This window comes from Variovorax sp. PBL-H6, from assembly GCF_901827155.1.
Lineage (GTDB): Bacteria > Pseudomonadota > Gammaproteobacteria > Burkholderiales > Burkholderiaceae_C > Variovorax.
The window spans coordinates 679,388-700,479 of the sequence record NZ_LR594659.1 but is presented as its reverse complement, the minus strand read 5'-3'; the positions used below and the strand labels follow the sequence as shown (position 1 = coordinate 700,479).

The window sequence follows — 21,092 nt, the reverse complement described above, 5'->3', positions numbered from 1 at the left end:
TTCTTTCGGGGACCCCATTCTCCTCCAGCGTCGAACACGCCTCGCTGCTGTCCCCCATCAGGGTGCCACGTAGTCCGACACCACCTTCCAGCGCCCATCCACGATCTGCGACAGCCGGGACAGGTCGTTGCCCAATCGCTTGGTGGCGGTATAGGTGCTCTTCGGCGCGCCGAACATGTCGGGCTCGAAGGTCATGGTGTCCATGGCCTTCACGAAGCTGTCGGTGCTGAGGTTGGGCCCGGCCTTCTGCGCGGCCTTGATGAAGGAGTCGATGATCATGTAGCCGTAGACCGAGAACACGGTCGGGTCCTCGTTGAACTTGGTCTTGTACTTGTTGGCCCAGAAGCGCAGCGGCGGCGAAGCCTCGTCGAGGTAGGGGTGCTGCACCGTGTGCGTGGCGTAGATGCCGTCCATGGCCTTGCCGCCCAGCTTGTGGATCAGGTCGGTGTAGGCCGCGCTGGAGCCGAGAAAGATCGGGTTGAAACCGGTCTTGCGCGCCTCGCCGACGGTGCCGATGGTCTCGCGGATGATGGTGCCGAGCACCACCAGGTCGCAGTCGGCAGCCTTCATCTTCGCGACCTGCGAGGAGAAGTCGGTCGCGCCGCGCTTGTACGAGGTCTTCTCGGCGAGCTCCATGCCCGCGGCCTTGAGGGCGGCCTCGGCGCCGCGTTGCACCTCGAGTCCGAACTCGTCGTCCTGATAGATGGTGCACACCTTCTTGGCACCCTTGTCCTTGATCAACTTGGGGAGCGCCAGGCGGATCTGGTCGTAGTAGGTGGCGGCAAAGGAGTACTTGAGCCTGTGGTAGGGCTCGTACATCTCGCGTGCCGCTGTAATGGGCATGAAATTGACCACGTTCTTTTCGAACTGCACCGGCATGGCCGCCATGTTCTGGGCGGTGCCGATGTGGCCGGCCATGATGAAGATCTTGTCCTGGTTGACCAGCTTCTGCGCGGCCAGCACCGCCTTCTTGGGATCGTAGCCGGAGTCCTCGACGAAGAGCTTGAGCTTGCGGCCATTGACGTTGCCCTGCTCGTTGAGTTCGTCCACCCGCAGCTGCATGCCGTTGCGCGCCTGCTTGCCGAAGCCGGCGAGCGGGCCCGACAGATCCTGGATGGTGCCGATGCGGATCTCGTCCTTGCTGACGCCCTGTTGCGCGAACGCTGCCGAGCCGGTGAGCGCGAGCCAGATCCACGCCAAACGAATGCCTGCTTTCATCAACTATCTCCTTGGTTGTAAACAGTGCGCTTCGGGGAACACCGCGGAACCGGCTTTGCCGGGCCGCTGGTGTTGCCCCCGGTGAGGGGGTGGACGGCTACACGAAGTGAGCCAACCTGGGGGAGAGCTCATTGATACATCGCATCGATGCGTTCGGCGTACTTGCTCTGCACCAGCTTGCGCTTGAGCTTCATGGTGGGGGTGAGCTCCTCGTCCTCGGCGCTCAGCTGGGTCTCGAGCAGGAAGAACTTCTTGATCTGCTCGACACGGGCGAAGGTGGCGTTGACGCGGTCGAGCTCGCCCCGGATCAGGTCCTGCACTTCCTGCGCGCGCGTGAGGCTCTCGTAGTTGCTGAAGGGCACGTCGTGGTCCTGGGCAAACTTCTCGACGTTTTCCTGGTCGATCATGATGATCACCGTCAGATAGGGCCTCGCATCGCCGATGACCACGGCGTCGGTGATGTAGGGGCTGACCTTGAGTTCGTTCTCCAGCTCGCTGGGCGTGATGTTCTTCCCGCCTGCCGTGATGATGATGTCCTTCATCCGGTCGGTAATGCGGAAATACCCGTCCTCGTCGACGACGCCGACGTCGCCGGTGTGCAGCCAGCCGTCGGCATCGAGGGTCTCGGCGGTCTTCTCGGGCAGGTTGATGTAGCCCATGAAGACGTTGGCGCCGCGCACCAGGATCTCGCCGGTGGCGGGGTCGACGCGCACCTCGTTGTAGCCCGCGGCCGGGCCGATGGAGCCGGGCTTGATGCGCCCCGCCGGCACGCCGGTGGCGGCGCCGCAGGTCTCGGTCATGCCCCAGACCTCGATCATGGGGACGCCCAGCGCCAGGTACCACTTGACCAGCTCCGGTGAGATCGGCGCCGCGCCTGTGACCAGGAAGCGTGCGCGGTGAATGCCGATGAGCTTGCGCACGTTGTCCAGTGCCAGCCAGCGCGCCAGCCGGAACTTGAAACGCCATGTGGCCCCCACCGGCCGGCCGGCGAGCACGCGTTCGGCAATGGCGCTGCCCACGCCGATGCTCCAGCGGTAGGCGGCCCGCTGCAGGCCGCTCGCTTCCTTCAGCGCGATCGTCACGCCCGAGTAGAACTTCTCCCACACCCGCGGCACCGCGGTGAAGACGGTGGGCGCGATCTCGCGCACGTTCTCGGGCACGGACTCGGGGTTCTCGACGAAGTTCAGGATGGCGCCGGTGTACATCGAGAAGTACTCGCCGCCCAGGCGTTCGGCGATATGGCACAGGGGAAGAAAGCACATGCGCTCGTCGCGCTCGTCCTGCGCGATCAGGGTGTTGTAGCCCCTCACGGTGTGGACCAGGCCGCGGTGGGAGTGCATCGCACCCTTGGGCTTGCCGGTCGTGCCCGAGGTGTAGACGAGGATGGCAAGATCTTCGGGGCGGCAGGCGGCGACGCGCTCCTCGAGCGCCCGGGGATGGGCCTGCAGGTGCTCGCGGCCGAGGGCGCGCAGGGCTTCCAGGCTCATGACGCCGGGGTCGTGCAGATCGCGCAGCCCTTTCATGTCGAACACGATCACCTTGCGCAGCAGCGGCAGCCCTGTGCGCGCCTCCAGCGCCTTGTCGAGCTGCTCGTCGTCCTCGACGAAAAGCACGGTGGTGCGCGAGTCCTCGCAGAGGTAGTGCGCCTGCGATGCTGCATCGGTCGGGTAGATGCCGTTGGCCACGCCGCCGCAGCTGAGCACGGCGAGGTCGGCCAGCACCCATTCGACGACCGTGTTGGCGAGGATGGAGGCGCACTCGCCGGGCGCGAAGCCGAGGGCCATCAGCCCACCGGCAATCTCGCGCACCGCGTCGGCGGCCTCGCGCCAGCTCCAGCTGCGCCAGATGCCGAATTGCTTCTGTCGCATCCAGACGCGGTCGCCGCGCTCGCGCACGGCGTTCCAGAAGACGGTGGGAAGGGTGTCACCGGGCACGACGATGTCGTAGCGCGGCTGGATGTGTGCGGTGTCCCAGAGTCCCTGCATGGCCTTCACCTCCAGGTTTTCTTCTTTTTCCAGCGCCGTTCGCCGCGCACGCCCTCGTCCTTCAGGCCGAGGTAGAACTCCTTGATGTCCTCCTTCTCGCGCAGCCGCTCGCAGGTGTCTTCCATCACGATGCGCCCGTTCTCCAGCACGTAGCCATGGTCGGAGGCATTGAGCGCCATGTTGGCGTTCTGCTCGACCAGCAAGATCGTGGTGCCGCGCTCGCGGTTGATGCGCACCACGATCTCGAAGATCTCGCGCGTGAGCTTGGGCGACAGGCCGAGGCTGGGCTCGTCGAGGAGGATCAGCTTGGGCGCAGCCATGATGGCGCGCGAGATGGCAAGCATCTGCTGCTGACCGCCGGAGAGCAGGCCGGCGTGCTGCGTGGCACGCTCGCGCAGAATGGGGAAGTAGCCGTGGACGGCCTCGATGTCGCGCGCAACGCCGTCGCGGTCGCTTCGGGTGTAGGCCCCCATCAGCAGGTTGTCCCTGACCGACAGCAGCGGGAAGACTTCGCGGCCCTCGGGGACATGGCTGAGGCCCTGCTGAACGATGCGGGCCGGGTCCTGCGCGGTGATGTTGCGGCCTTCGAATTCGATGCTGCCCTTGCGCGGATCGATGATGCCGGAGATGGTCTTGAGGATGGTGCTCTTGCCGGCGCCGTTCGAGCCGAGCACGGTGGCGATCTCGCCCCGGCGCACCTGGAGGCTGACGCCGCGGATCGCCTTGATGGGGCCGTAGGCGCTTTCGACGTTCAGCAGTCGAAGGACTGTGTTGTCGTCGCTCATGAAGACCCCCGCCTCAGGCTGCTCAGATCATCCATCGCCCCGAGATAGGCCTCGATCACCCGCACATCCGACTGCACCTCCCGCGGCGTGCCAAAAGCCAGTGCTTCACCCATGTTCATCGCCAGCACCCGGTCGGACACCTTCGACACCAGCGACATGTCGTGCTCCACCATCAGCACCGAGATGCCCAGCTCCTTCTGGATGTCCTGGATCCAGAATGCCATGTCCGCCGTCTCCTCCACGTTGAGCCCCGAGGACGGCTCGTCGAGCAGCAGCAGCTTCGGCTCGGTACACAGCGCACGCGCCAGCTCCACCACCTTGCGCACGCCGTAGGGCAGCCCCGCCACCATCGAATCGCGGTGGTGCTGCAGGTCCAGCAAGTCGATCACCCGTTCCACCTTCTCGCGCGCCTCGATCTCGGCGCGCCGCGTGGCCGGGGTGAAGAAGATCTCGCTCCAGAAGCCGGAGCGCCGATGCGTGTGGCGCCCGATCAGCAGGTTGTGCAGCACCGTCGCATGCTCGAAGAGCTCGATGTTCTGGAAGGTGCGCGCGATACCGAGCGCGGCGATCTCGTGCGGCGCTTGCCTGTTCAAAACGATCGGCACGCCCTCGCCGCCGCGCCACAGGATCTCGCCCGCGCTCGGCGCGTAGATGCGGCTGATCAGGTTGAACACTGTCGTCTTGCCGGCGCCGTTGGGCCCGATGAGCGTGAACACCTCGCCGCGCCGCACCTCGAAGCTCACCTTGTTGACGGCCAGCACGCCGCCGAAGCGCACGCTCAGATCGTTCGCCGAGAGGAGCGCGTCGGAGCTCATCTCAATCGGTCCGATCTGGTGAAGGCCTTCTGCCGCTTGAACAGTCCCTTGCGATAGAACGGGAACAGTTGCAGGTAGGTGCGCACCTTGAGCCAGCGCCCGTACAGCCCCAGCGGTTCGAAGAGCACGAAGCCGATCAGCACCAGCCCGTAGACCAGCCCCTGAAGCCCCGGCGCCTGCCCGATCACCGGCGGCAGCCAGTCCTTGCCCAGCGCGATCAGCTGCGGCATCGCGATCAGGAAGATCGCGCCGAGGAAGGCGCCGTGCACCGAGCCGAGTCCGCCGATCACCACCATCAGCAGCAGGTCGATGGACTGCAGGATGTTGAACTGGTCCGGCGAGATGAAGCTCAGCTTGTGCGCATACAGCGCACCGCCCAGCCCGGCCAGCGCCGCCGAGATGGCGAAAGACATCGTCTTGTAGCGCGCCAGTTGGATGCCCATGCTCTGGGCCGAGATCTCCGAGTCGCGGATGGCGACGAAGGCGCGGCCGGTGGGCGAGCGCAGCAGGTTCAGGATCGCGAAGGTGCACAGCACCGCGATCAGCAGGCACACGATGTAGAAGCTCTCGCTCGAGCCCATGTCCAGCCCGAAGAGCCGGGGCGACTTCACATGCAGCCCCGAGTTGCCACCGGTCACGCGCTCCCAGCGCGCGAACACCTCCTCGACGATGAAGCCGAAGGACAGGGTCGCGATGCCCAGGTAGATGCCCTTGACCCGCAGCGCCGGCAGCCCCACAACCACGCCCACCGCCGCCGACAACGCCGCCGCCGCGGCCAATGCGACGGGAAAGGGCACGCCCGCATTGGCCAGCACCGCCTGCGTGTAGGCGCCGGTACCGAGAAAGGCCGCATGGCCGATCGAGAACTGCCCGGTAAAGCCGGCCAGCAGCATCAGCCCAAGGCCGACGATGCCGTAGATCAGCACGAAGGTCAGCTGCGCGAGCCAGTACTCGGGCAGCAGCCACGGCGCCGCGATCAGCAACGCGCCCAGCAGGCTGTACCAGAGCACGTGTCCGCCATGCCTGGCCAGGGCGATGTCCTGCGCGTAGCTGGTCTTGAAGATGAAGCGCATCAGGCCAGGCGCCGGGCCGCCCCAGGGCAGGCCTGCGCCCCCTCGGGGGGCAGCGAGTACACGAAGTGACGAGCGTGGGGGCACATGTCTTTAGACTTTCTTCCGCAGCGTCTCGCCGAACAGGCCATTGGGCTTCACCATCAGCATGACCAGCACCACGATGTAGGGCGCCGTGTCCTTGAAGCCATCGGGCAGGTAGAAGCCCGCGAAGGACTCGACGATGCCGATCACCAGCCCGCCGACGATCGCGCCCGGCAGGCTGCCGAAGCCGCCCACCACCGCCGCCGGAAAGGCCTTGAGCCCGATGAAGCCCATGTTGGCGTGCACGAAAGTGATGGGCGCGAGCAGCATGCCCGCGATGGCCGCCACCGCGGCCGCCAGTCCCCACACCAACCCGTTGAGGCGCTTGACCGGAATGCCCATGTAGTAGGCCGCGAGCTGGTTCTGCGAGGAGGCCTGCATCGCGATGCCCAGCTTGCTGTAGCGGAACATCGCGAACAGCAACCCGCACAGGACGGCCGTGGCGCCGATGATCGCCGCCTGCTCCACGTTGACCACCAGCGCGCCGAGCTTCCAGATCTCGTCCTTGTAGGGCACGGCGAGCGCGTGCGTGTCGGTGCCGATGCCGGGAATCATGGTGATCAGCCCGCGCGCCACGTACGCGATGCCGATGGTCAGCATCACGATCGAGAACTGCGGCTGCCCGAGGATGGGCCGGATCACCACCAGTTCCAGCAGCACGCCGAAGGCCGCCATCGCTGCGATGGCCAGCAGCGCCGCCAGCCAGAAGGGCAGCCCGACCAGCGACATGCCGGCAAACGCGCAGAAGGCGCCCAGCATCATCAGGTCGCCCTGGGCGAAGCTCACTGTCTCGGTGGCCTTGTAGATCAGCACGAACCCTAGCGCGATCAGGCCGTAGATGCAGCCTTGCGCGATGCCTGAGAGCAGGAGTTGAAGGATTTGAAGCAACGGGGCCTCGATGGGATTGGCGGTTTATATCGGTCGCCTGCGCCGCGGCGCAGAGGGTTGACCCGCATGCGGGGGCGGCACGCCGGCAGCCCCCTCAACCATGCACGGCGAGGCGGTGCGATCCGGCGAGGTTGGCACCACTTGTAGCGTCCTCTCATTCGAGGAGGCGATGGCGCGCATCCAATGCTTTCTTGTTGACCGAGGACAGGTTCAAGGCGTCGCGCCCGTCCAGGTAGCGTGCCCCTTCCTCGGCAAAGTGATCGACCAGGTCGTTCGAGAGCCGATACCCCGAACTGTTCAGCATTGCGCGCAAGGCAGAAAACCTGAAGGCCGCTCTGTTGCGCTTGAGACAAGCAAGGAGGGCACGGCGGTCGACACCGGCGGTAGCCTCGAAGCTGAGACGGCGCAACGACGTGTTGTGCTCCAACGCCTCGGTCAGCTGCTTCAGTTCGCCCTGAGTGACGAGGTGTTCGACTTTGGCCCCATGAATGTCACGGCCCTTGGCATCTTCGAATGAGAGTGACAGCAGAGTCCTGTTTTTCATCAGCAGGAATGCCATCGCAGCGACAGTGCTGTCTCCGATGAAATTGCCGCTCAGGTTCAGATGCCGCAGGCAAGTTCCGCCTTGTCCCAGTGCGACGAGGATTGCCGCTGTCGTCCTGCCAGGAAGAAGGTTTCCGCTCAGATCCAGCAATCGAAGGCTTGGAATTTCGTACACGGGTGTTTTCTGGACAAGATGATGCCCCGAGCCTTGGACAGGGTTCATTGCGTCCTGGACATGCACCAGCGCGCGGCACCGCTTGATCCGCAACACCTGCAGTTCGGATTGGCGGCAGAGCGCCTGGCCCAGCCTTGTATTCTGGTCGACCGTGACAACCGGCCCCTCCAGCTTCCCGCTTCCCGAACCAGAAACTTTGAAACGCAAGCCGTTGATGCTCAGATTCTGGACTTGGCAAACCCCCAGAAGCTTGATCAGCAAGTCACAGACGCTGTCCTTGCTTTCTGACGCGTAGCCTGGTTCACCAAAGCCTGCTTCAACGACGCTCAGGGTATTGAGCTGTTTCAAGGCCGGACATTCCGAAGCGTCCATCACTCCAGCCTCGGCGCCGACCCTGTGGAGGCTCAGGTCAACGAGCGCAGGCATCTTGCCTAGGGCCTGGAACAGCAACTCGGCTGCGAATCTGTCGAAGACAAGATCCGAAAGCGTCAGCACCGCAAGGGTGAAGCCGTGGGGAATTGCATTGGCCAAGGTTCCCCACCCTCCCCCGTCCAACGGCCCCTGTATGCGCAAGGTCCTCATCTCCTTGAAGAACGCCAGGACCTCGCGAAGCACACCTACCTCGTCGTGCTTCATGCATTCGCAGACCAGGCGGCTCGGGTCCGGCAGCCGGCCTTTGCTGTTGAAGTCGCAGACGAGTTCGTCGAACGCGGCCATCAACTCGCGCGTTTTCGACGATGGGGGACGGGCCGAATCAGGTACGTTCGTGGGCACCGCTCGTGCAAGTGCGAATGGATTTAGAGAAGCGCTGAGAGAGTTCATGATGGATATTCCTGGGGTGGTTGGTTGTCATGGAAGCGTTTCCGCTTGGATCGCGAAAGGCTGGATCGGTGACGCCGGATCAGCGACGCGTGCCGGCCTCACTCGCGCGATGGGGCAGGGATTTTCCCTAGGCCGCGCCAGGACGCCCCATTCCAAGCCGCCTTGTTGATCGATGACATGTTCCGCGCGTCGCTCGGGGCCAACCCCTGCTTGTGCGATCCGCCCCGGCGGCAGGGCTGAAGCGAGAGCTCCTGGAGCGTCCTGTTCGCACGCAGCAGGGCTGCGGTCGCGGCAATGGCTCGCGATCCGATCGAATTCCCGTTCAGGCTCAGGAGCATCAGGCACGTCTGCTCTTGCTTGAGCGCAAGAAGCAACTGCACCATCGTGTCGTCTTCAAGAGAATTCCATCCGAGATCCAGGGCAAGGAGATTGCGCGTGCCTGCCAGGGGCGCGATCTGAACAGGCTCGGATTCCGCCTCTTTGAGAAACGTGAAATTGCACAGCGAAAGACTCGTCAAGGTGGGCTTGTTCCGCTGCCAGGATTTCCTTCAGGACGTCCGGTTCCGGAAGTGCCATGCACTTCACGATCAGGCGGTTCAAGTACTTCTTGCCTTCGGCGGGCCCGCTCCGCACGTATTGGTCTATCGATCGCTCGAACGCGGGGGGCCTGTCATGCAGGGTGGTCTGCAACTTCGACTTGAGCGCGGCCTTCCAGTCGCCTGACTTCGCCGCAGGGCTTTTGACCGTATCGGGAATGTCGAGCGCGGCGGTGGAGGCTTTGGCCGAATCGGGCACGTTCGTTGGCACTGCTCGTGCCATCGCGAATCGATTGAGATAGGCACTGAAAGAGTTCAAGATGCGTGTTCCGGGTTGATTGTTGTCATGAAGGCACTTTCCGCGTGAATCGCGGAAAGCTTGAATGGGTGACACCGGATACGTGAACCGTTCCATGAGACCGGGTTTACCCGGCGTTATCACGACGATGACCGCGCTCCCTGGTCCCGCCCGAGCGGCGTCTGCATGCTGATCGAGGCGAATGCGCGGTTCTCTTCACTCAGTTGTCACGAAGGCCGCATACCGTCCGTCGGCCACATCCCGAGGAGAACATCCATGAACCGCCTGAAGAGCCTCTGCTCCGCCCTGCTGGGCCTGGGTCTGCTGCTGACGGCTGCCGCGCCGGCCGCGGCGCACGACGAAGGCGCGCGCCGGCGCGCCGACAACGCGCCGCTCGTGATCGGCCACCGCGGCGGCGCCAGCGGCTACCTGCCCGAGCACACACTGGAAGCCTATGCACTCGGCATCGAATTGGGCGCCGACTACATCGAGCCCGACCTGGTCGCCACCAAGGACGGCCACCTGATCGCCCGCCACGAGCCCAATCTGATCGACACCACCAATGTCAAGAGCCTGCCGCAGTTCGCCGAGCGCCGCAGGACGGTGATGCTCGATGGCGTTCCCACCGACGGCTTCTTCGCCAGCGACTTCACGCTGGACGAAATCAAGCAGTTGCGCGCGGTCCAGTCTTTTCCGGAGCGGGACCAGTCCTTCAATGGCAAGTTCCAGATCCCGACGCTGGTCGAGGTGATCGAGCTGGCCAAGCGCAAGTCGCGCGAGGAAGACCGCCGCATCGGCATCTATCCCGAGACCAAGCACCCGACCTACCACCAAGGCATCGGCCTGCCGCTGGAAGACCGGCTGCTGGGCGTGCTCGGCAGGGCCGGCTGGAACCATCGCAACGCGCCGGTCTTCATCCAGTCCTTCGAGACGGCCAACCTGCGCTATCTCCGAACCAAGACCAGCGTGCGCCTGATCCAGCTGGTGGACGCCAACGACGTCAAGCCCGACGGCTCGCTCGACTTCACCAAGCCCTACGACAAGCCCTACGACTGGGTGGTGTCGAACCGCGACGGCCTGTTCGCGGACCTGCTGACGCCACGCGGGTTGCAGGAAGTCAAGGGCTATGCCGATGGCATCGGGCCCTGGAAGCCCTACCTGATCCCCAGCGCCTGCAAGTCGGTGCAGAACGGCGCCTGCGCCGATGTGACGGGCGACGGCGTGGTCGACGAGCGCGACCGCGTGCTGCTGCCGCCGACCGACGTGATCGCCAATGCGCACAAGCTGGGGCTGTTGGTGCACCCCTACACCTTCCGCAGTGAGCAGAAGCGGCTGACCGGCACCTTCGAGGGGAACGCGGTCAACGAGTACCTCGCGTTCTACGAGGCGGGCGTCGATGGCCTGTTCAGCGACTTCGCGGACACCGCAGTCGCTGCGCGCGCGATGTTCCTGCTGAAGCACGATCCGGACTACGCGCGCTGCCTGGTGAATGGGCGGCGTTGCGAGAGGAACAACGACTGATGGGGGAGGGTCGCCGCGTGCGGCTCGCGAGCGTCCTGCCGGCGTGACTCAAGAGCCGATTTTTCGCAGGGATTCCTCGTGCGCCGTTCGAGTCTCGTGGTTGAGCGAAGAGAGAGTCAAGGCGTCGTGTTCGGTCAGCCCCTGTCTGATGATGTGCTGAATCATGTCTTGAGGGTATTGCAGGTCCCCGGCGAACAGGGGCATGACGAACGCCGCGGCGGCTTCCAAGGCGGCCTCCATGAAGGCCCGCTGAGGAGCATACCTGTTGCGATAGAGGCTGGCATTCACGCTTGCACGGTATTCGTCGAGGTCCCGAGTCCACCGAAACTGAAGTTCCAGCAAGGACTTGTTGTGCTCCACGGCTTGAACCAGCTCCAACATCGCAGCGGAGTCGCCGAGATCAGCTTGAAACACGGGAGGGTCGCACAAGATTCGAACCAGCGTCTTGCTCTCCAGTAGCAAGTCCGCTATTGCGGAAACGGTTGGCGATCCGATCTGGTTTCCGCTCACGTTCAGGGTCACGAGAGGAGTTTCGCCTCCTTCAGCGCCTTGAGCAACGCCACCATCTTGCCCTTTGGAAGATGATTGCTGCTGAGATCCAGATGCTGGAGTCTTTTCACTCTGGCCAAGGGCAAGAGGTCGATGATGTTGACTATCTCCCGGTAGTTGGGATCGCCAGCCACCGAGCACGCTCCAATCAAGAGACTCTCCAACGCCGGCTGATTCGAAGACAGCGCTTCGATCAGCTTATTGAAGTTGCCCACTTGAACACAGCAGCCGGTCAGGTCCAACTCAACAAGTGGTGTTGGTGTCTTGCCGCAAAGAAACGGCATATAGCACTCGAATTCCTCCGGCGTTGCGCGGCGCTCGATCCTCAGTCGGAGGGAACTCATCCGGTTTTGTTTGTGAAGCAAACCAGCCAGCTTTGAATGCTGGCGGGCTGTGATCGCTCCCGACACGTCGATGCTCAGGGATTGGACCTGGCAAGCCTTGAGAATTTCCCGGACCAGCGGATAGACGCCGACCTTCGGATTGGACGAGCCGGAGATCTGCAGCTTTGCGAGCATTGGCAAGGCTGGGCATCTCAATTGGTCGAACAGGAAACCACGCTTGACCTTGACACTCCTCAGCGACAGATTCTCCAGTGCTGGCATGCGGCTCAGCACTCTGAACAGATCCTCGCACTTGCCAGCATCGAGGATTACCTTTTGAGACAGCTGCAGCTCCGCGACAAGAAGGCTGTCCGGCATGGCCTTGGCCAAGGTCTTCCATCCTCGCCCATCAACAGGGCCCTCGATGCACAGCGTTCTGATGTCCTCGTTCGCCAGAATGCAGGCAAGCACGTCCACGTTACCGTGCTTGATGCATTCACAGACAACGAGACTCACGTCCGGTTTTTCGTCCTCGGTGAGATAGTCGCTGATCAGCTGGTCGAATGGAGACCTGTCATGCAGAGGGGGCAACTGCCCGGCGAGCCTGGCCTTCCAGGCGCCGGAGTCTGTCGGCTCTTCATTGGAGTCTGTCGGCTCTTCATTGACCAGAGGGGTGTACTGCTGTTGCGCTGGCGTGATTCTCTTTTGAAGAGAGGAGAAGAGTCGCATGTTTGTATTGCTGTGGGGGCTGATGGTTTTGGGAATACGTTTCGCGTGCCATGCGAGCGCTTTGATAAGTGGCACCGTTGCGCGAATCGTTCCACGACTCCATCTCCAGCAATGACTGCATGCGGGTCGAACGCGAGGCGTAGTGCGCCCCGCCTGTTTCCGTCAATTGGCGGGCTTTCCTCCAAGCGCCCGCCGCAGCTCGGCCGCGCACATCGACACCGCCGCGTTCGCCTCGTCGATCAGCCGGCCCATGGTGATGAAGCCATGGATCTCTCGCTCGAAGCAGACGTACGCCGCACGGTTGCCGGCTGCGGTCAGCGCTCGCGCATAGTCCAGGCCCTCGTCGCGCAGCGGGTCGTACCCGGCCGTCAGCACCAGCGCCGGCGGCAGGCGCGACAGATCGGGGTGCAGCAGCGGCGAGGCGCGCCAGTCGAGGTCGTGCCGCGGGTCGTCGATGTAGTGGTCGTGGAAGTAGCGGATGCTGTCGCTCGTCAACACGAAGCCCTGGCCATTGCTGGTGTGCGAGGCATGCACGCAGCGCATGTCGGTGGCGGGATAGATCAGCAGCTGGAAGGCGATGGGCAGGTCGCCGGCATCGCGCGCCGCGATCGCGACCACGGCAGCGAGGTTGCCTCCGGCGCTGTCGCCGCCGACCGCGAGTCGGCTCGCGTCGATGCCGAGCGTCGCTGCCTGCGCGCGAACCCAATAGGTGGCGGCCAGCGCATCGTCGACCGCTGCGGGAAAGCGATGCTCCGGGCCCATGCGGTAGTCGACTGCCACCACGGCGCAGCCCGAGAGATTGCAGAGCTCGCGGCACAGCGTGTCGTGCGTGTCGAGATCACCGATCGTCCAGCCGCCGCCGTGGTAGTACACCAGCACCGGCAGCACAGTCCCAGCCTCGCTGCCGAGCGGACGGTAGTAGCGCAAGGGGATCGCCCCCCGCGGACCCGGCGCATTCAACTCGCGCACCTCGGCAACCTCACCGGGCTCAGGCTGCGTGACCGCCCGGCGCTCCCGGTAGAACTTGCGGGCGTCCGCCGGCGCCAGCGTATGGGTGGGCGGCACATTGCGCTCGATGAGCAGATCGATGAAGGCCTGGGCTTGGGGGTGCAGCATGGCGAAGACTCCTGCTTGGGGGATTCAGGCGACGCGCGGCTTGACGCGCGAGGCGGCTTCCTTGGCGTTGCGGCGCGCGGTCTCGACGTCGGCGGCATGCGCCAGCGCAACGCCCATGCGGCGCTTGACAAAGCTCTCGGGCTTGCCGAACAGGCGCACATCGCTGCCCGGCACCTGCAGCGCATGCGCCACGCCATCGAAGACGATGCCCTGCGCGTCCACGCCGCCGTAGATGACGGAACTGGCGCCCGGGCTCTTGAGCGCGGTGTCCACCGGCAGGCCGAGGATGGCGCGGGCGTGCAGCTCGAACTCGTTCTGCCATTGAGTGGCCATGGTCACCATGCCGGTGTCGTGCGGCCGCGGGCTGACCTCGCTGAACCAGACCTCTTCGCCCTTGACGAAGAGCTCCACGCCGAACAGGCCCTGGCCGCCCAGGTCGGCCGTGACGGCCTGGGCGATCTGCTGCGCCTTCTCGAGCGCGGCCGGGGCCATCGGGTGCGGCTGCCAGCTCTCGACGTAGTCGCCGCTGACCTGCACATGGCCGATGGGAGCGCAGAACTGCGTCTGCACCGTGCCATCTGCGCCGAGCGCACGCACGGTCAGCAGCGTGATCTCGTAATCGAAGTCGATGAAGCCTTCGACGATCACCCGCCCATGGCTCACGCGCCCACCGGCCATGGCGTAGTCCCAGGCCTTCTGCACGTCGGCCGGGCCGTCGATCCGGCTCTGGCCCTTGCCCGAGCTGCTCATGACGGGCTTGACGATGCAGGGGAAGCCGATGCCGGCGTCGATGGCAGCCTGCAGCTCGGCCAGCGAGTCGCAGAACTTGTAGGGGCTGGTGGGCAGGCGCAGCGTCTCGGCCGCGAGCCGGCGGATGCCCTCGCGGTCCATGGTGAGGCGCGCGGCACGCGCGGTAGGAATCACGCGCACCGTGCCGGCGTCTTCCAGTTGCTGCAGCATCGGCGTGGCGATGGCCTCGATCTCGGGCACCACCAGCTGCGGCTTCTCGGCTTCGATCAGCGCCTTGAGCTGCGCCGGATCGCTCATCGCGATGGTGCGTGCATGGTGCGCCACCTGCTGGCCGGGCGCGTTCTCGTAGCGGTCGACCGCGATGGTCTCCACGCCCAGGCGCTGCAGCGCAATCAGCACCTCCTTGCCGAGCTCGCCGGAGCCGAGCAGCATCGCGCGGGTGGCGGTGGGGGAAAGGGGCGTGCCGAGGGGAGTCATGAGGCGGTCCGTCGCGTTGGGGTCAGAAGGAGATCGCGGCATTTTGAATCACCGCGGCTGTCACCGGCGGCAACACCTGGCCGGCGTGGGCTGTTCCACAATGGCCGGTTTCAGTTCAAGGAGCATTTCACATGGCTATCCAGACCGTCGGCATCATCGGGGCCGGCACGATGGGCAACGGCATTGCCCAGGCCTGCGCAGTCGCGGGCGTCAACGTCGTCATGGTCGATATCGCGCAGGCCGCGGTCGACAAGGGCCTGGCTACGGTGGCCGGCAGCCTCGACCGGCTGATCAAGAAGGACAAGCTCACCTCCGCGCAGAAGGACGCGGCGCTGGCGCTGATCAAGGGTTCGACGAACTACGAGGACCTGAAGGCCGCCGAGCTCGTGATCGAGGCCGCAACCGAGAACCACGAACTCAAGCTGAAGATCCTGAAGCAGATCGACGGCCTGCTTGCGCCGGAGGCGATCATCGCCTCCAACACGTCCTCGATCTCCATCACGCAACTCGCCGCCGCCACTTCGCGTGCGGACCGCTTCATCGGCATGCACTTCTTCAACCCGGTGCCGATGATGGCGCTGGTGGAGATCATCCGCGGCTACCTGACCAGCGACGCCACCCACGACGCGGTGAAGGCGCTGGCGGTGCGCTTGGGCAAGTCGCCGATCACGGTGAAGAACGCGCCGGGCTTCGTGGTCAACCGCATCCTCGTGCCGATGATCAACGAGGCCTTTTTCGTGCTGGCCGACGGGTTGGCGACGGCCGAGGACATCGATGCCGGGATGAAGCTGGGGTGCAACCAGCCGATCGGCCCGCTCGCGCTGGCCGACATGATCGGGCTGGATGTGTGCCTGGCCGTGATGGAGGTGTACCTGGCGCAGTTCGGCGATTCCAAGTACCGGCCCTGCCCGCTGCTGAAGGAGATGGTGGCCGCGGGTCAGCTGGGGCGCAAGACGGGACGCGGGGTCTACACCTACTGAGCGCGGACGACACCATGACCGCCACCCCCACGACACCGCCGCCCGAAGGCTGCATCGACACCCAGGTGCTCGAGCATGTGCTGCTGATCGGCATCAACCGCCCCGCCAAGCGCAACGGCTGGACGCCGCGCATGTTCCGCGAGCTGGCCGAGGCCTACACGCGGCTCGACGACGACCCGGCGCTGCGCGTGGGCGTGCTGCATGCCTTTGGCGATCACTTCACGGCCGGCCTGGACCTGCCGGCCGTGGCGGAGTACATGAAGCGCGGCGAGAAGGCGATTCCCGAAGGCCTGGTGGAGCCACACGATTTCGGGCTGCCCAACTATCGCCGTCGCACGAAACCGATGGTGGTCGCGGTCAAGGGCATCTGCTTTACCGTCGGCATCGAGCTGATGCTGGGCGCCGATATCGTGGTGGCGGCGGACAACTGCCGCTTCTCGCAGATGGAGGTGCAGCGCGGCATCATGGCGACCGGCGGCGCCACGCTGCGCATGGCGGAGCGCGCCGGGCTGGGCAACGCGATGCTGCACCTGCTGACGGCGGACGAATTTGGCAGTGCGGAAGCGTATCGCCTGAACTTCGTGCAGAAGGTGGTGCCGGCCGGGCAGGAGCTGGACGAGGCCTTGGCGCTCGCCCAGCGCATTGCCGCGCAGGCGCCGCTGGCGGTGGTGGCGACGCGGCTCAATGTGATGAAGGCGATCGAACAGGGGCCGCTGGCAGCGGTCGAAGACTTCATTGCGGTGCAGCAGCGCCTGGCGAACAGCGAGGATGCGGCGGAAGGGGTGCGCTCTTTCGTGGAACGGCGGCCGGCACGCTTCAGCGGACGCTGATGTCTGCCCTCTGCCGGAGAGTATCGGGACCGGACGGCCCTCCCAAAATCGAAGTACCCGATTAGATTGCGCACTATTTAATAGAGCACTACAATTCGCCTCATGCCCTCCAGAGCTCCTACCGCCGACGAGATGCTCCAGCTCGACAACCAGCTGTGCTTCGCGGTCTATTCCGCCTCGCTGGCAATGACCAAGCTGTACAAGCCGCTGCTCGAGAAGCTCAAGCTCACCTATCCCCAGTACCTCGTCATGCTGGTGTTGTGGGAGCGTGACGGCCTGATGGTCTCCGAGCTGGGCGAGCGTCTGTCGCTCGACTCGGGCACGCTGACGCCGCTGCTCAAGCGCCTCGAAGCCAATGGCCTGGTGGCACGCATCCGCGACGCGACCGACGAGCGGCGCGTGCACGTCAGCCTCACCACCGCCGGGCGCCGCCTCAAGGCGCGTGCGGCTTCCGTTCCGGCCTGCCTGATGGCCGCCAGCCAGTGCTCCATCGACGAGCTGGTGGCGCTCACGCACCAGCTTCAGCAGCTGCGCGACCGCGTGAAGGCGGCGGCCTAGGCTCTTTACCGTTCCCAACCGCTTCGGCATCGAAGCACCTTTTCCCACCCCCAACCTGAAGGAATCAACCCATGGTCAAGCAGCTCGACAAGGTCCTGTACACCGCCCAGTCCCACACCACCGGCGGCCGCGACGGCGGCGCCGGCCAATCCAGCGACAACGCGCTGGAGGTCAAGCTCAACCCGCCTGGCTCCGGCAAGGCCGGCACCAACCCCGAGCAGCTGTTCGCGATCGGCTACTCGGCCTGCTTCATCGGTGCGATGAAGGCCGTGGCGCCGAAGATCAATGTCAAGGTGCCGGAAGACGTCGCGATCGACGCGAGCGTCTCCCTCGGCCCGACGGACGGCGGCAAGGCCTACGGCATCGCGGTCAAGCTGGCGATCACGCTGCCGGGACTGGACGACGCGCAGAAGAAGCTGCTGGTCGACACCGCCCACCAGGTGTGCCCGTACTCGAACGCCACGCGCGGCAACATCGAGGTCGAGCTCGCGATCGCCTGACAGCGGTTCAGGCACGCACGGCCCGCCGCCACGTCACGCAGGTGACGTGGCGGCGGGCTTTCTTCATGCGCCGGACGCGGCTTCGCGCTATGGTGCCGTTCATGAGCACCACGACGCAGCTGCTGGTCCGCAAGGACGACCTTCCTTCCACGCGGGTGCACACGACCGAGGACGCAGCGCTGGCCGAGGGCCAGGTCCGGCTGCGAATCGACCGCTTCGCCCTGACGTCCAACAACATCACCTACGCTGCCTTCGGCGACTCGATGAACTATTGGCAGTTCTTCCCGACCGGGGAAGAAGGCTGGGGCTGCATCCCGGTCTGGGGCTTCGGCTCGGTGGTGCAATCGCTCCATCCAGGCGTGGCAGTGGGTGAGCGGCTCTACGGCTATGTGCCGATGGCCTCGAGCCTGGTGCTTTCGCCCGAACGGCTCTCGCCCGCGCGCTTCACCGACGGCACGGCGCATCGAACCGCACTCCCGGCGGTCTACAACCAGTACCTTCGCTGCGCCGGCGATCCGCTCTACACCGCGGGGACGGAGGACTTGCAGGCCTTGCTGCGCCCGCTTTTCATCACCTCGTGGCTGATCGACGACTTCTTCGACGACAACGACTTCTTCGGCGCGCGGCCGGGCATTGCACTGCTCTCCAGCGCCTCGAGCAAGACGGCCTATGGCACTGCCTTCCAGATGCACCAGCGGCCCGGCATCGAGGTGGTCGGCCTGACCTCGGCCGCCAACAAGGCCTTCTGCGAGAGCCTGGGCTGCTACGACCGTGTGCTGGCCTACGAGGAGCTCGACCAGGTCGCAGCGGATGTCCCTTGCGTGTACGTGGACTTCGCCGGCAACGGCGAGCTGCGGCGGGCGATCCACACGCGCTTCTCGCAACTGCGCCACGACTGCGTGATCGGCGGCACACACGTGGAGCAGCTCGCGCCGGCCGGCAGTGCCAAGGAGCTGCCCGGCCCGCGCGCCACCTTCTTCTTCGCGCCGGCTCAAATCAGGAAGCGCACCGGGGAATGGGGTGCCGAGGGCTTCAGCCAGCGAATGGTGAAGGCTTGGCAGGGCTTCCTCGCGACCGTGGCGCAGCCGGTGGCGCCCTGGCTGGCGGCCGAGCACCACGATGGCGCGGCGGCGGTGCAGGCCGCGTATGTGCAGGTGCTGTCCGGCAGGAGCGATCCGCGCATCGGACATGTGCTGTCGCTCTCGAGGTAGCGACAATGCGCGGATGACATCCGCAGAGCAATCGGCCAGCACCCATCCCTACGAATCGCTCAGGCCCGAAGTGGTGCTGGACGCGCTCGCCGGGCTGGGCCTCTATGGCGACGGCCGCCTGATGGCGCTGAACTCCTACGAAAACCGCGTGTACCAGGCCTACCTGGAAGATGGCCGCGCGGTGGTGCTCAAGTTCTACCGGCCGGGCCGCTGGAGCGATGCCCAGATCGCCGAGGAACACCGCTTTTCCGCCGAGCTGGCCACGGCCGAGATCCCGGCAATCGCGCCGCTCGCAGTGGAAGGTGGCACGCTCCACCATCACGGCGGCTTCGCCTTCAGCGTGAGTCCCTACCGCGGCGGACGCCGGCCGGAGCTGGACGACTTCGAGGTGCTCGAATGGGTGGGCCGCTTCCTCGCGCGCATCCACACCGTGGGCGCGGCGCGGCCCTTCGTCGAACGGCCTTCGCTCGACCTGCAGACCTTCGGCCTCGCGTCGCGCGACTGGCTGCTGGAGCACCAGATGATCCCGCTGGACGTGCAGCGCGACTGGGAGAAGGCGTGCACCGAGGCGTTCGAGATGATTGCAGTCACCGCGCTGGGTGCAGACACCTACACCGAGATGCAGAAGCTGCGCCTTCACGGCGACGTGCACCCCGGCAACATCCTCTGGACCCCGACCGATCGCCCGGATGGCGGCCCCCATTTCGTCGACCTTGACGACGCCCGCACCGGCTTCGCGGTGCAGGACCTCTGGATGCTCCTGTCGGGTGACCGCGCCCAACGCACGGCGCAGCTCAGCGGCCTGCTCGAGGGCTACGAGCAGTTCCGCTCCTTCGACCGCCGCGAGCTGGCGCTGATCGAACCGTTGCGAACCCTGCGCCAGATCCACTACAGCGCCTGGCTCGCGCGGCGCTGGCAAGACCCGATCTTTCCGATCAACTTTCCCTGGTTCGGCACGAGCGACTACTGGAAGGAGCAGATCCAGATGCTGCAGGACCAGTGCGAGGCGATGGCGGAGGAACCGCTTTACGCGTGAGCTGGGCCGCCCCCAATTGCCAGCGCCCTGGCTTCAGGACTCGATCGGCAGTCCCAGGCTCAGCGGCACGCGCAGGTAGCCGCGAAAGCGCACGCGTCCGCCGCGCACCACCGGCGCGCAAAGCCGGTAGTCCGGGAAGCGCGCGAGGAAAGCGGAGATGGCAATCCGCGCCTCCAGCCGCGCGAGGTTCATGCCCACGCACTGGTGCGTGCCGGAGCCGAAGGCGAGGTGGCGATTGGGCGAACGCGTGATGTCCAGCCGATCGGGCTCGGCAAACACCGCCGGGTCGCGGTTGGCCGCGCCGATGCACAGGGTGATCCGCGTGCCGGGCTGCACCTCGACGCCGCCCACGCGCGCCGCTGCGGTCGCGATGCGATTGCCGAGCTGGTTGGAACTCTCGAAGCGCAGGAACTCCTCGATCGCGCCGCGCAGGAGCGAGGGGTCGTCCAGCAGGCGCTGCTTCTCCTCGGGCCATTCGAGCAGCGCAACCAGGCCATTGCCGATCAGGTTGGTGGTGGTCTCGTGTCCGGCGTTGAGGATGAAGATGCAGTTCTGGTAGAGCTCGTTCTCGGTCAACCGATCTCCGCCGTCTTCCTCACCCTGGATCAGGCGCGTGAGCACGTCGTGCGCGGGGTCGCCCGGGTGCCGCCGGCGTTCGAGCACCAGCCCGCGCAGGCAGGCCACCATCTCCGTCACGGCGCGGTTGCCGGCCTCCAGCTGCGCCGCACTGGGCTGCGGCTCCAGTGCGCCGAGGATGGCAAGCGACCAGTGGCGCAGCGGGCCTCGCTCCTCGCGCGGCACGCCGAGCAGGTTGCCGATGACTTCCACGGGAATGGCAGCGGCGAAGTCCTCGATCAGGTCGACCTCGCCGCCGGCGCGCTGCCGCTCCTCGATGCGGTCGAGCAGGCCCGCGACAAGGTGCGTCAGCCCGTCCTCCATCGACTCGATCGCGCGCGCCGTGAGCGCCCCGGCGATCAGCCCGCGCACGCGCGTGTGCAGCGGCGGGTCGTTGAACACCAGGCTGGTGGTGTGATGCTCGTAGAGCGGGCTTCCCGCTCCGTACTTGGGCGCGTATTCGGCACGCTTGTCGGAGCTGAAACTGTGCGTGTCCTTGTAGACGGCCACGCAGTCGGCATGCCGCGTGAGCAGCAGCGAGCCGTCGGGCATGCGGCGCACGGGCGTTGCGTCGCGCAGCGCCGCATACCATGGGTAGGGGTTCTCGTAGAAGGCCGTGCCGGGACTTCGCAGGTCGAAGCCCGAGAGATCGACGACACAAGGCTCGGCGTTCATGGA

20 protein-coding genes are annotated in these 21,092 nt (G+C 65.4%); 7 read left to right on the top strand and 13 right to left on the bottom strand.

Features of this window, described 5'->3' with window-relative positions; genetic code table 11:
• Positions 1–57: 57 nt before the first annotated feature.
• The 8 genes from G3W89_RS03455 to G3W89_RS03420 form a co-directional block, all read right to left on the bottom strand.
• On the bottom strand, positions 58–1,218 hold the full coding sequence (locus G3W89_RS03455) for an ABC transporter substrate-binding protein (protein WP_162572784.1): 1,161 nt from the start codon (positions 1,216–1,218) through the stop codon (positions 58–60).
• Between the two features lie 128 nt (positions 1,219–1,346).
• Positions 1,347–3,203 carry an AMP-dependent synthetase/ligase gene (locus G3W89_RS03450; RefSeq protein WP_162572783.1) on the bottom strand — a complete coding sequence of 619 codons (1,857 nt, stop codon included), beginning with the start codon at positions 3,201–3,203 and terminating at the stop codon, positions 1,347–1,349.
• A gap of 5 nt (positions 3,204–3,208) precedes the next feature.
• Complete coding sequence (locus G3W89_RS03445) at positions 3,209–3,988, bottom strand: ABC transporter ATP-binding protein (protein WP_162572782.1); 780 nt, start codon at positions 3,986–3,988, stop codon at positions 3,209–3,211.
• A complete protein-coding gene (locus G3W89_RS03440) occupies positions 3,985–4,803 on the bottom strand; it encodes an ABC transporter ATP-binding protein (protein WP_162572781.1) in 819 nt (272 codons plus the stop codon). Before G3W89_RS03440 ends, G3W89_RS03445 begins: the two co-directional genes overlap by 4 nt.
• Positions 4,800–5,876, bottom strand: coding sequence for a branched-chain amino acid ABC transporter permease (locus tag G3W89_RS03435; protein WP_162572780.1), 1,077 nt, complete (start codon positions 5,874–5,876; stop codon positions 4,800–4,802). Before G3W89_RS03435 ends, G3W89_RS03440 begins: the two co-directional genes overlap by 4 nt.
• A gap of 90 nt (positions 5,877–5,966) precedes the next feature.
• Positions 5,967–6,845 carry a branched-chain amino acid ABC transporter permease gene (locus G3W89_RS03430; protein ID WP_162572779.1) on the bottom strand — a complete coding sequence of 293 codons (879 nt, stop codon included), beginning with the start codon at positions 6,843–6,845 and terminating at the stop codon, positions 5,967–5,969.
• A gap of 154 nt (positions 6,846–6,999) precedes the next feature.
• Complete coding sequence (locus G3W89_RS03425) at positions 7,000–8,385, bottom strand: hypothetical protein (RefSeq protein ID WP_162572778.1); 1,386 nt, start codon at positions 8,383–8,385, stop codon at positions 7,000–7,002.
• A gap of 98 nt (positions 8,386–8,483) precedes the next feature.
• A complete protein-coding gene (locus G3W89_RS03420) occupies positions 8,484–8,903 on the bottom strand; it encodes a hypothetical protein (protein ID WP_162572777.1) in 420 nt (139 codons plus the stop codon).
• A gap of 592 nt (positions 8,904–9,495) precedes the next feature.
• Between G3W89_RS03420 and G3W89_RS03415 the strand changes: the two genes are divergently transcribed.
• Entirely contained in the window at positions 9,496–10,740 is a 1,245-nt protein-coding gene (locus G3W89_RS03415; RefSeq protein WP_162572776.1) for a glycerophosphodiester phosphodiesterase, read from the top strand.
• A 48-nt stretch (positions 10,741–10,788) separates the two neighbouring features.
• On the opposite strand, the gene G3W89_RS03410 is transcribed toward G3W89_RS03415, so the two are convergent.
• The 4 genes from G3W89_RS03410 to purT all read right to left on the bottom strand — a co-directional run bounded on the left by G3W89_RS03410 (position 10,789) and on the right by purT (position 14,684).
• Entirely contained in the window at positions 10,789–11,262 is a 474-nt protein-coding gene (locus G3W89_RS03410) for a hypothetical protein (RefSeq protein WP_162572775.1), read from the bottom strand.
• Entirely contained in the window at positions 11,259–12,341 is a 1,083-nt protein-coding gene (locus G3W89_RS03405) for a hypothetical protein (RefSeq protein ID WP_162572774.1), read from the bottom strand. Before G3W89_RS03405 ends, G3W89_RS03410 begins: the two co-directional genes overlap by 4 nt.
• Positions 12,342–12,503: 162 nt before the next feature.
• Entirely contained in the window at positions 12,504–13,457 is a 954-nt protein-coding gene (locus G3W89_RS03400; RefSeq protein WP_162572773.1) for an alpha/beta hydrolase, read from the bottom strand.
• Between the two features lie 24 nt (positions 13,458–13,481).
• Complete coding sequence (gene purT, locus G3W89_RS03395; protein ID WP_162572772.1) at positions 13,482–14,684, bottom strand: formate-dependent phosphoribosylglycinamide formyltransferase; 1,203 nt, start codon at positions 14,682–14,684, stop codon at positions 13,482–13,484.
• Between the two features lie 131 nt (positions 14,685–14,815).
• Here purT and G3W89_RS03390 point away from each other — a divergent pair, with 131 nt between their 5' ends.
• From G3W89_RS03390 to G3W89_RS03365, 6 genes are all read left to right on the top strand, one after another.
• Complete coding sequence (locus tag G3W89_RS03390) at positions 14,816–15,664, top strand: 3-hydroxybutyryl-CoA dehydrogenase (RefSeq protein WP_162572771.1); 849 nt, start codon at positions 14,816–14,818, stop codon at positions 15,662–15,664.
• Positions 15,665–15,678: 14 nt separating this feature from the next.
• Positions 15,679–16,494 (top strand): crotonase/enoyl-CoA hydratase family protein, encoded by an 816-nt coding sequence (locus G3W89_RS03385; RefSeq protein WP_162572770.1) that lies wholly within the window; start codon positions 15,679–15,681, stop codon positions 16,492–16,494.
• Between the two features lie 102 nt (positions 16,495–16,596).
• Positions 16,597–17,052, top strand: a complete 456-nt coding sequence (locus G3W89_RS03380; RefSeq protein WP_162572769.1) for a MarR family winged helix-turn-helix transcriptional regulator — start codon at positions 16,597–16,599, stop codon at positions 17,050–17,052.
• Between the two features lie 71 nt (positions 17,053–17,123).
• Entirely contained in the window at positions 17,124–17,552 is a 429-nt protein-coding gene (locus G3W89_RS03375; RefSeq protein ID WP_162572768.1) for an organic hydroperoxide resistance protein, read from the top strand.
• Between the two features lie 101 nt (positions 17,553–17,653).
• The gene (locus G3W89_RS03370) at positions 17,654–18,763 is read left to right on the top strand and encodes a DUF2855 family protein (RefSeq protein WP_162572767.1); all 1,110 of its coding nucleotides are present in this window, start codon (positions 17,654–17,656) and stop codon (positions 18,761–18,763) included.
• 13 nt (positions 18,764–18,776) lie between these two features.
• Positions 18,777–19,799 (top strand): serine/threonine protein kinase, encoded by a 1,023-nt coding sequence (locus tag G3W89_RS03365; RefSeq protein ID WP_162572766.1) that lies wholly within the window; start codon positions 18,777–18,779, stop codon positions 19,797–19,799.
• Positions 19,800–19,832: 33 nt separating this feature from the next.
• Here the strand turns inward: G3W89_RS03365 and G3W89_RS03360 are convergent, their stop codons facing one another.
• Positions 19,833–21,089 (bottom strand): cytochrome P450, encoded by a 1,257-nt coding sequence (locus G3W89_RS03360; RefSeq protein WP_162572765.1) that lies wholly within the window; start codon positions 21,087–21,089, stop codon positions 19,833–19,835.
• Positions 21,090–21,092: the final 3 nt, after the last annotated feature.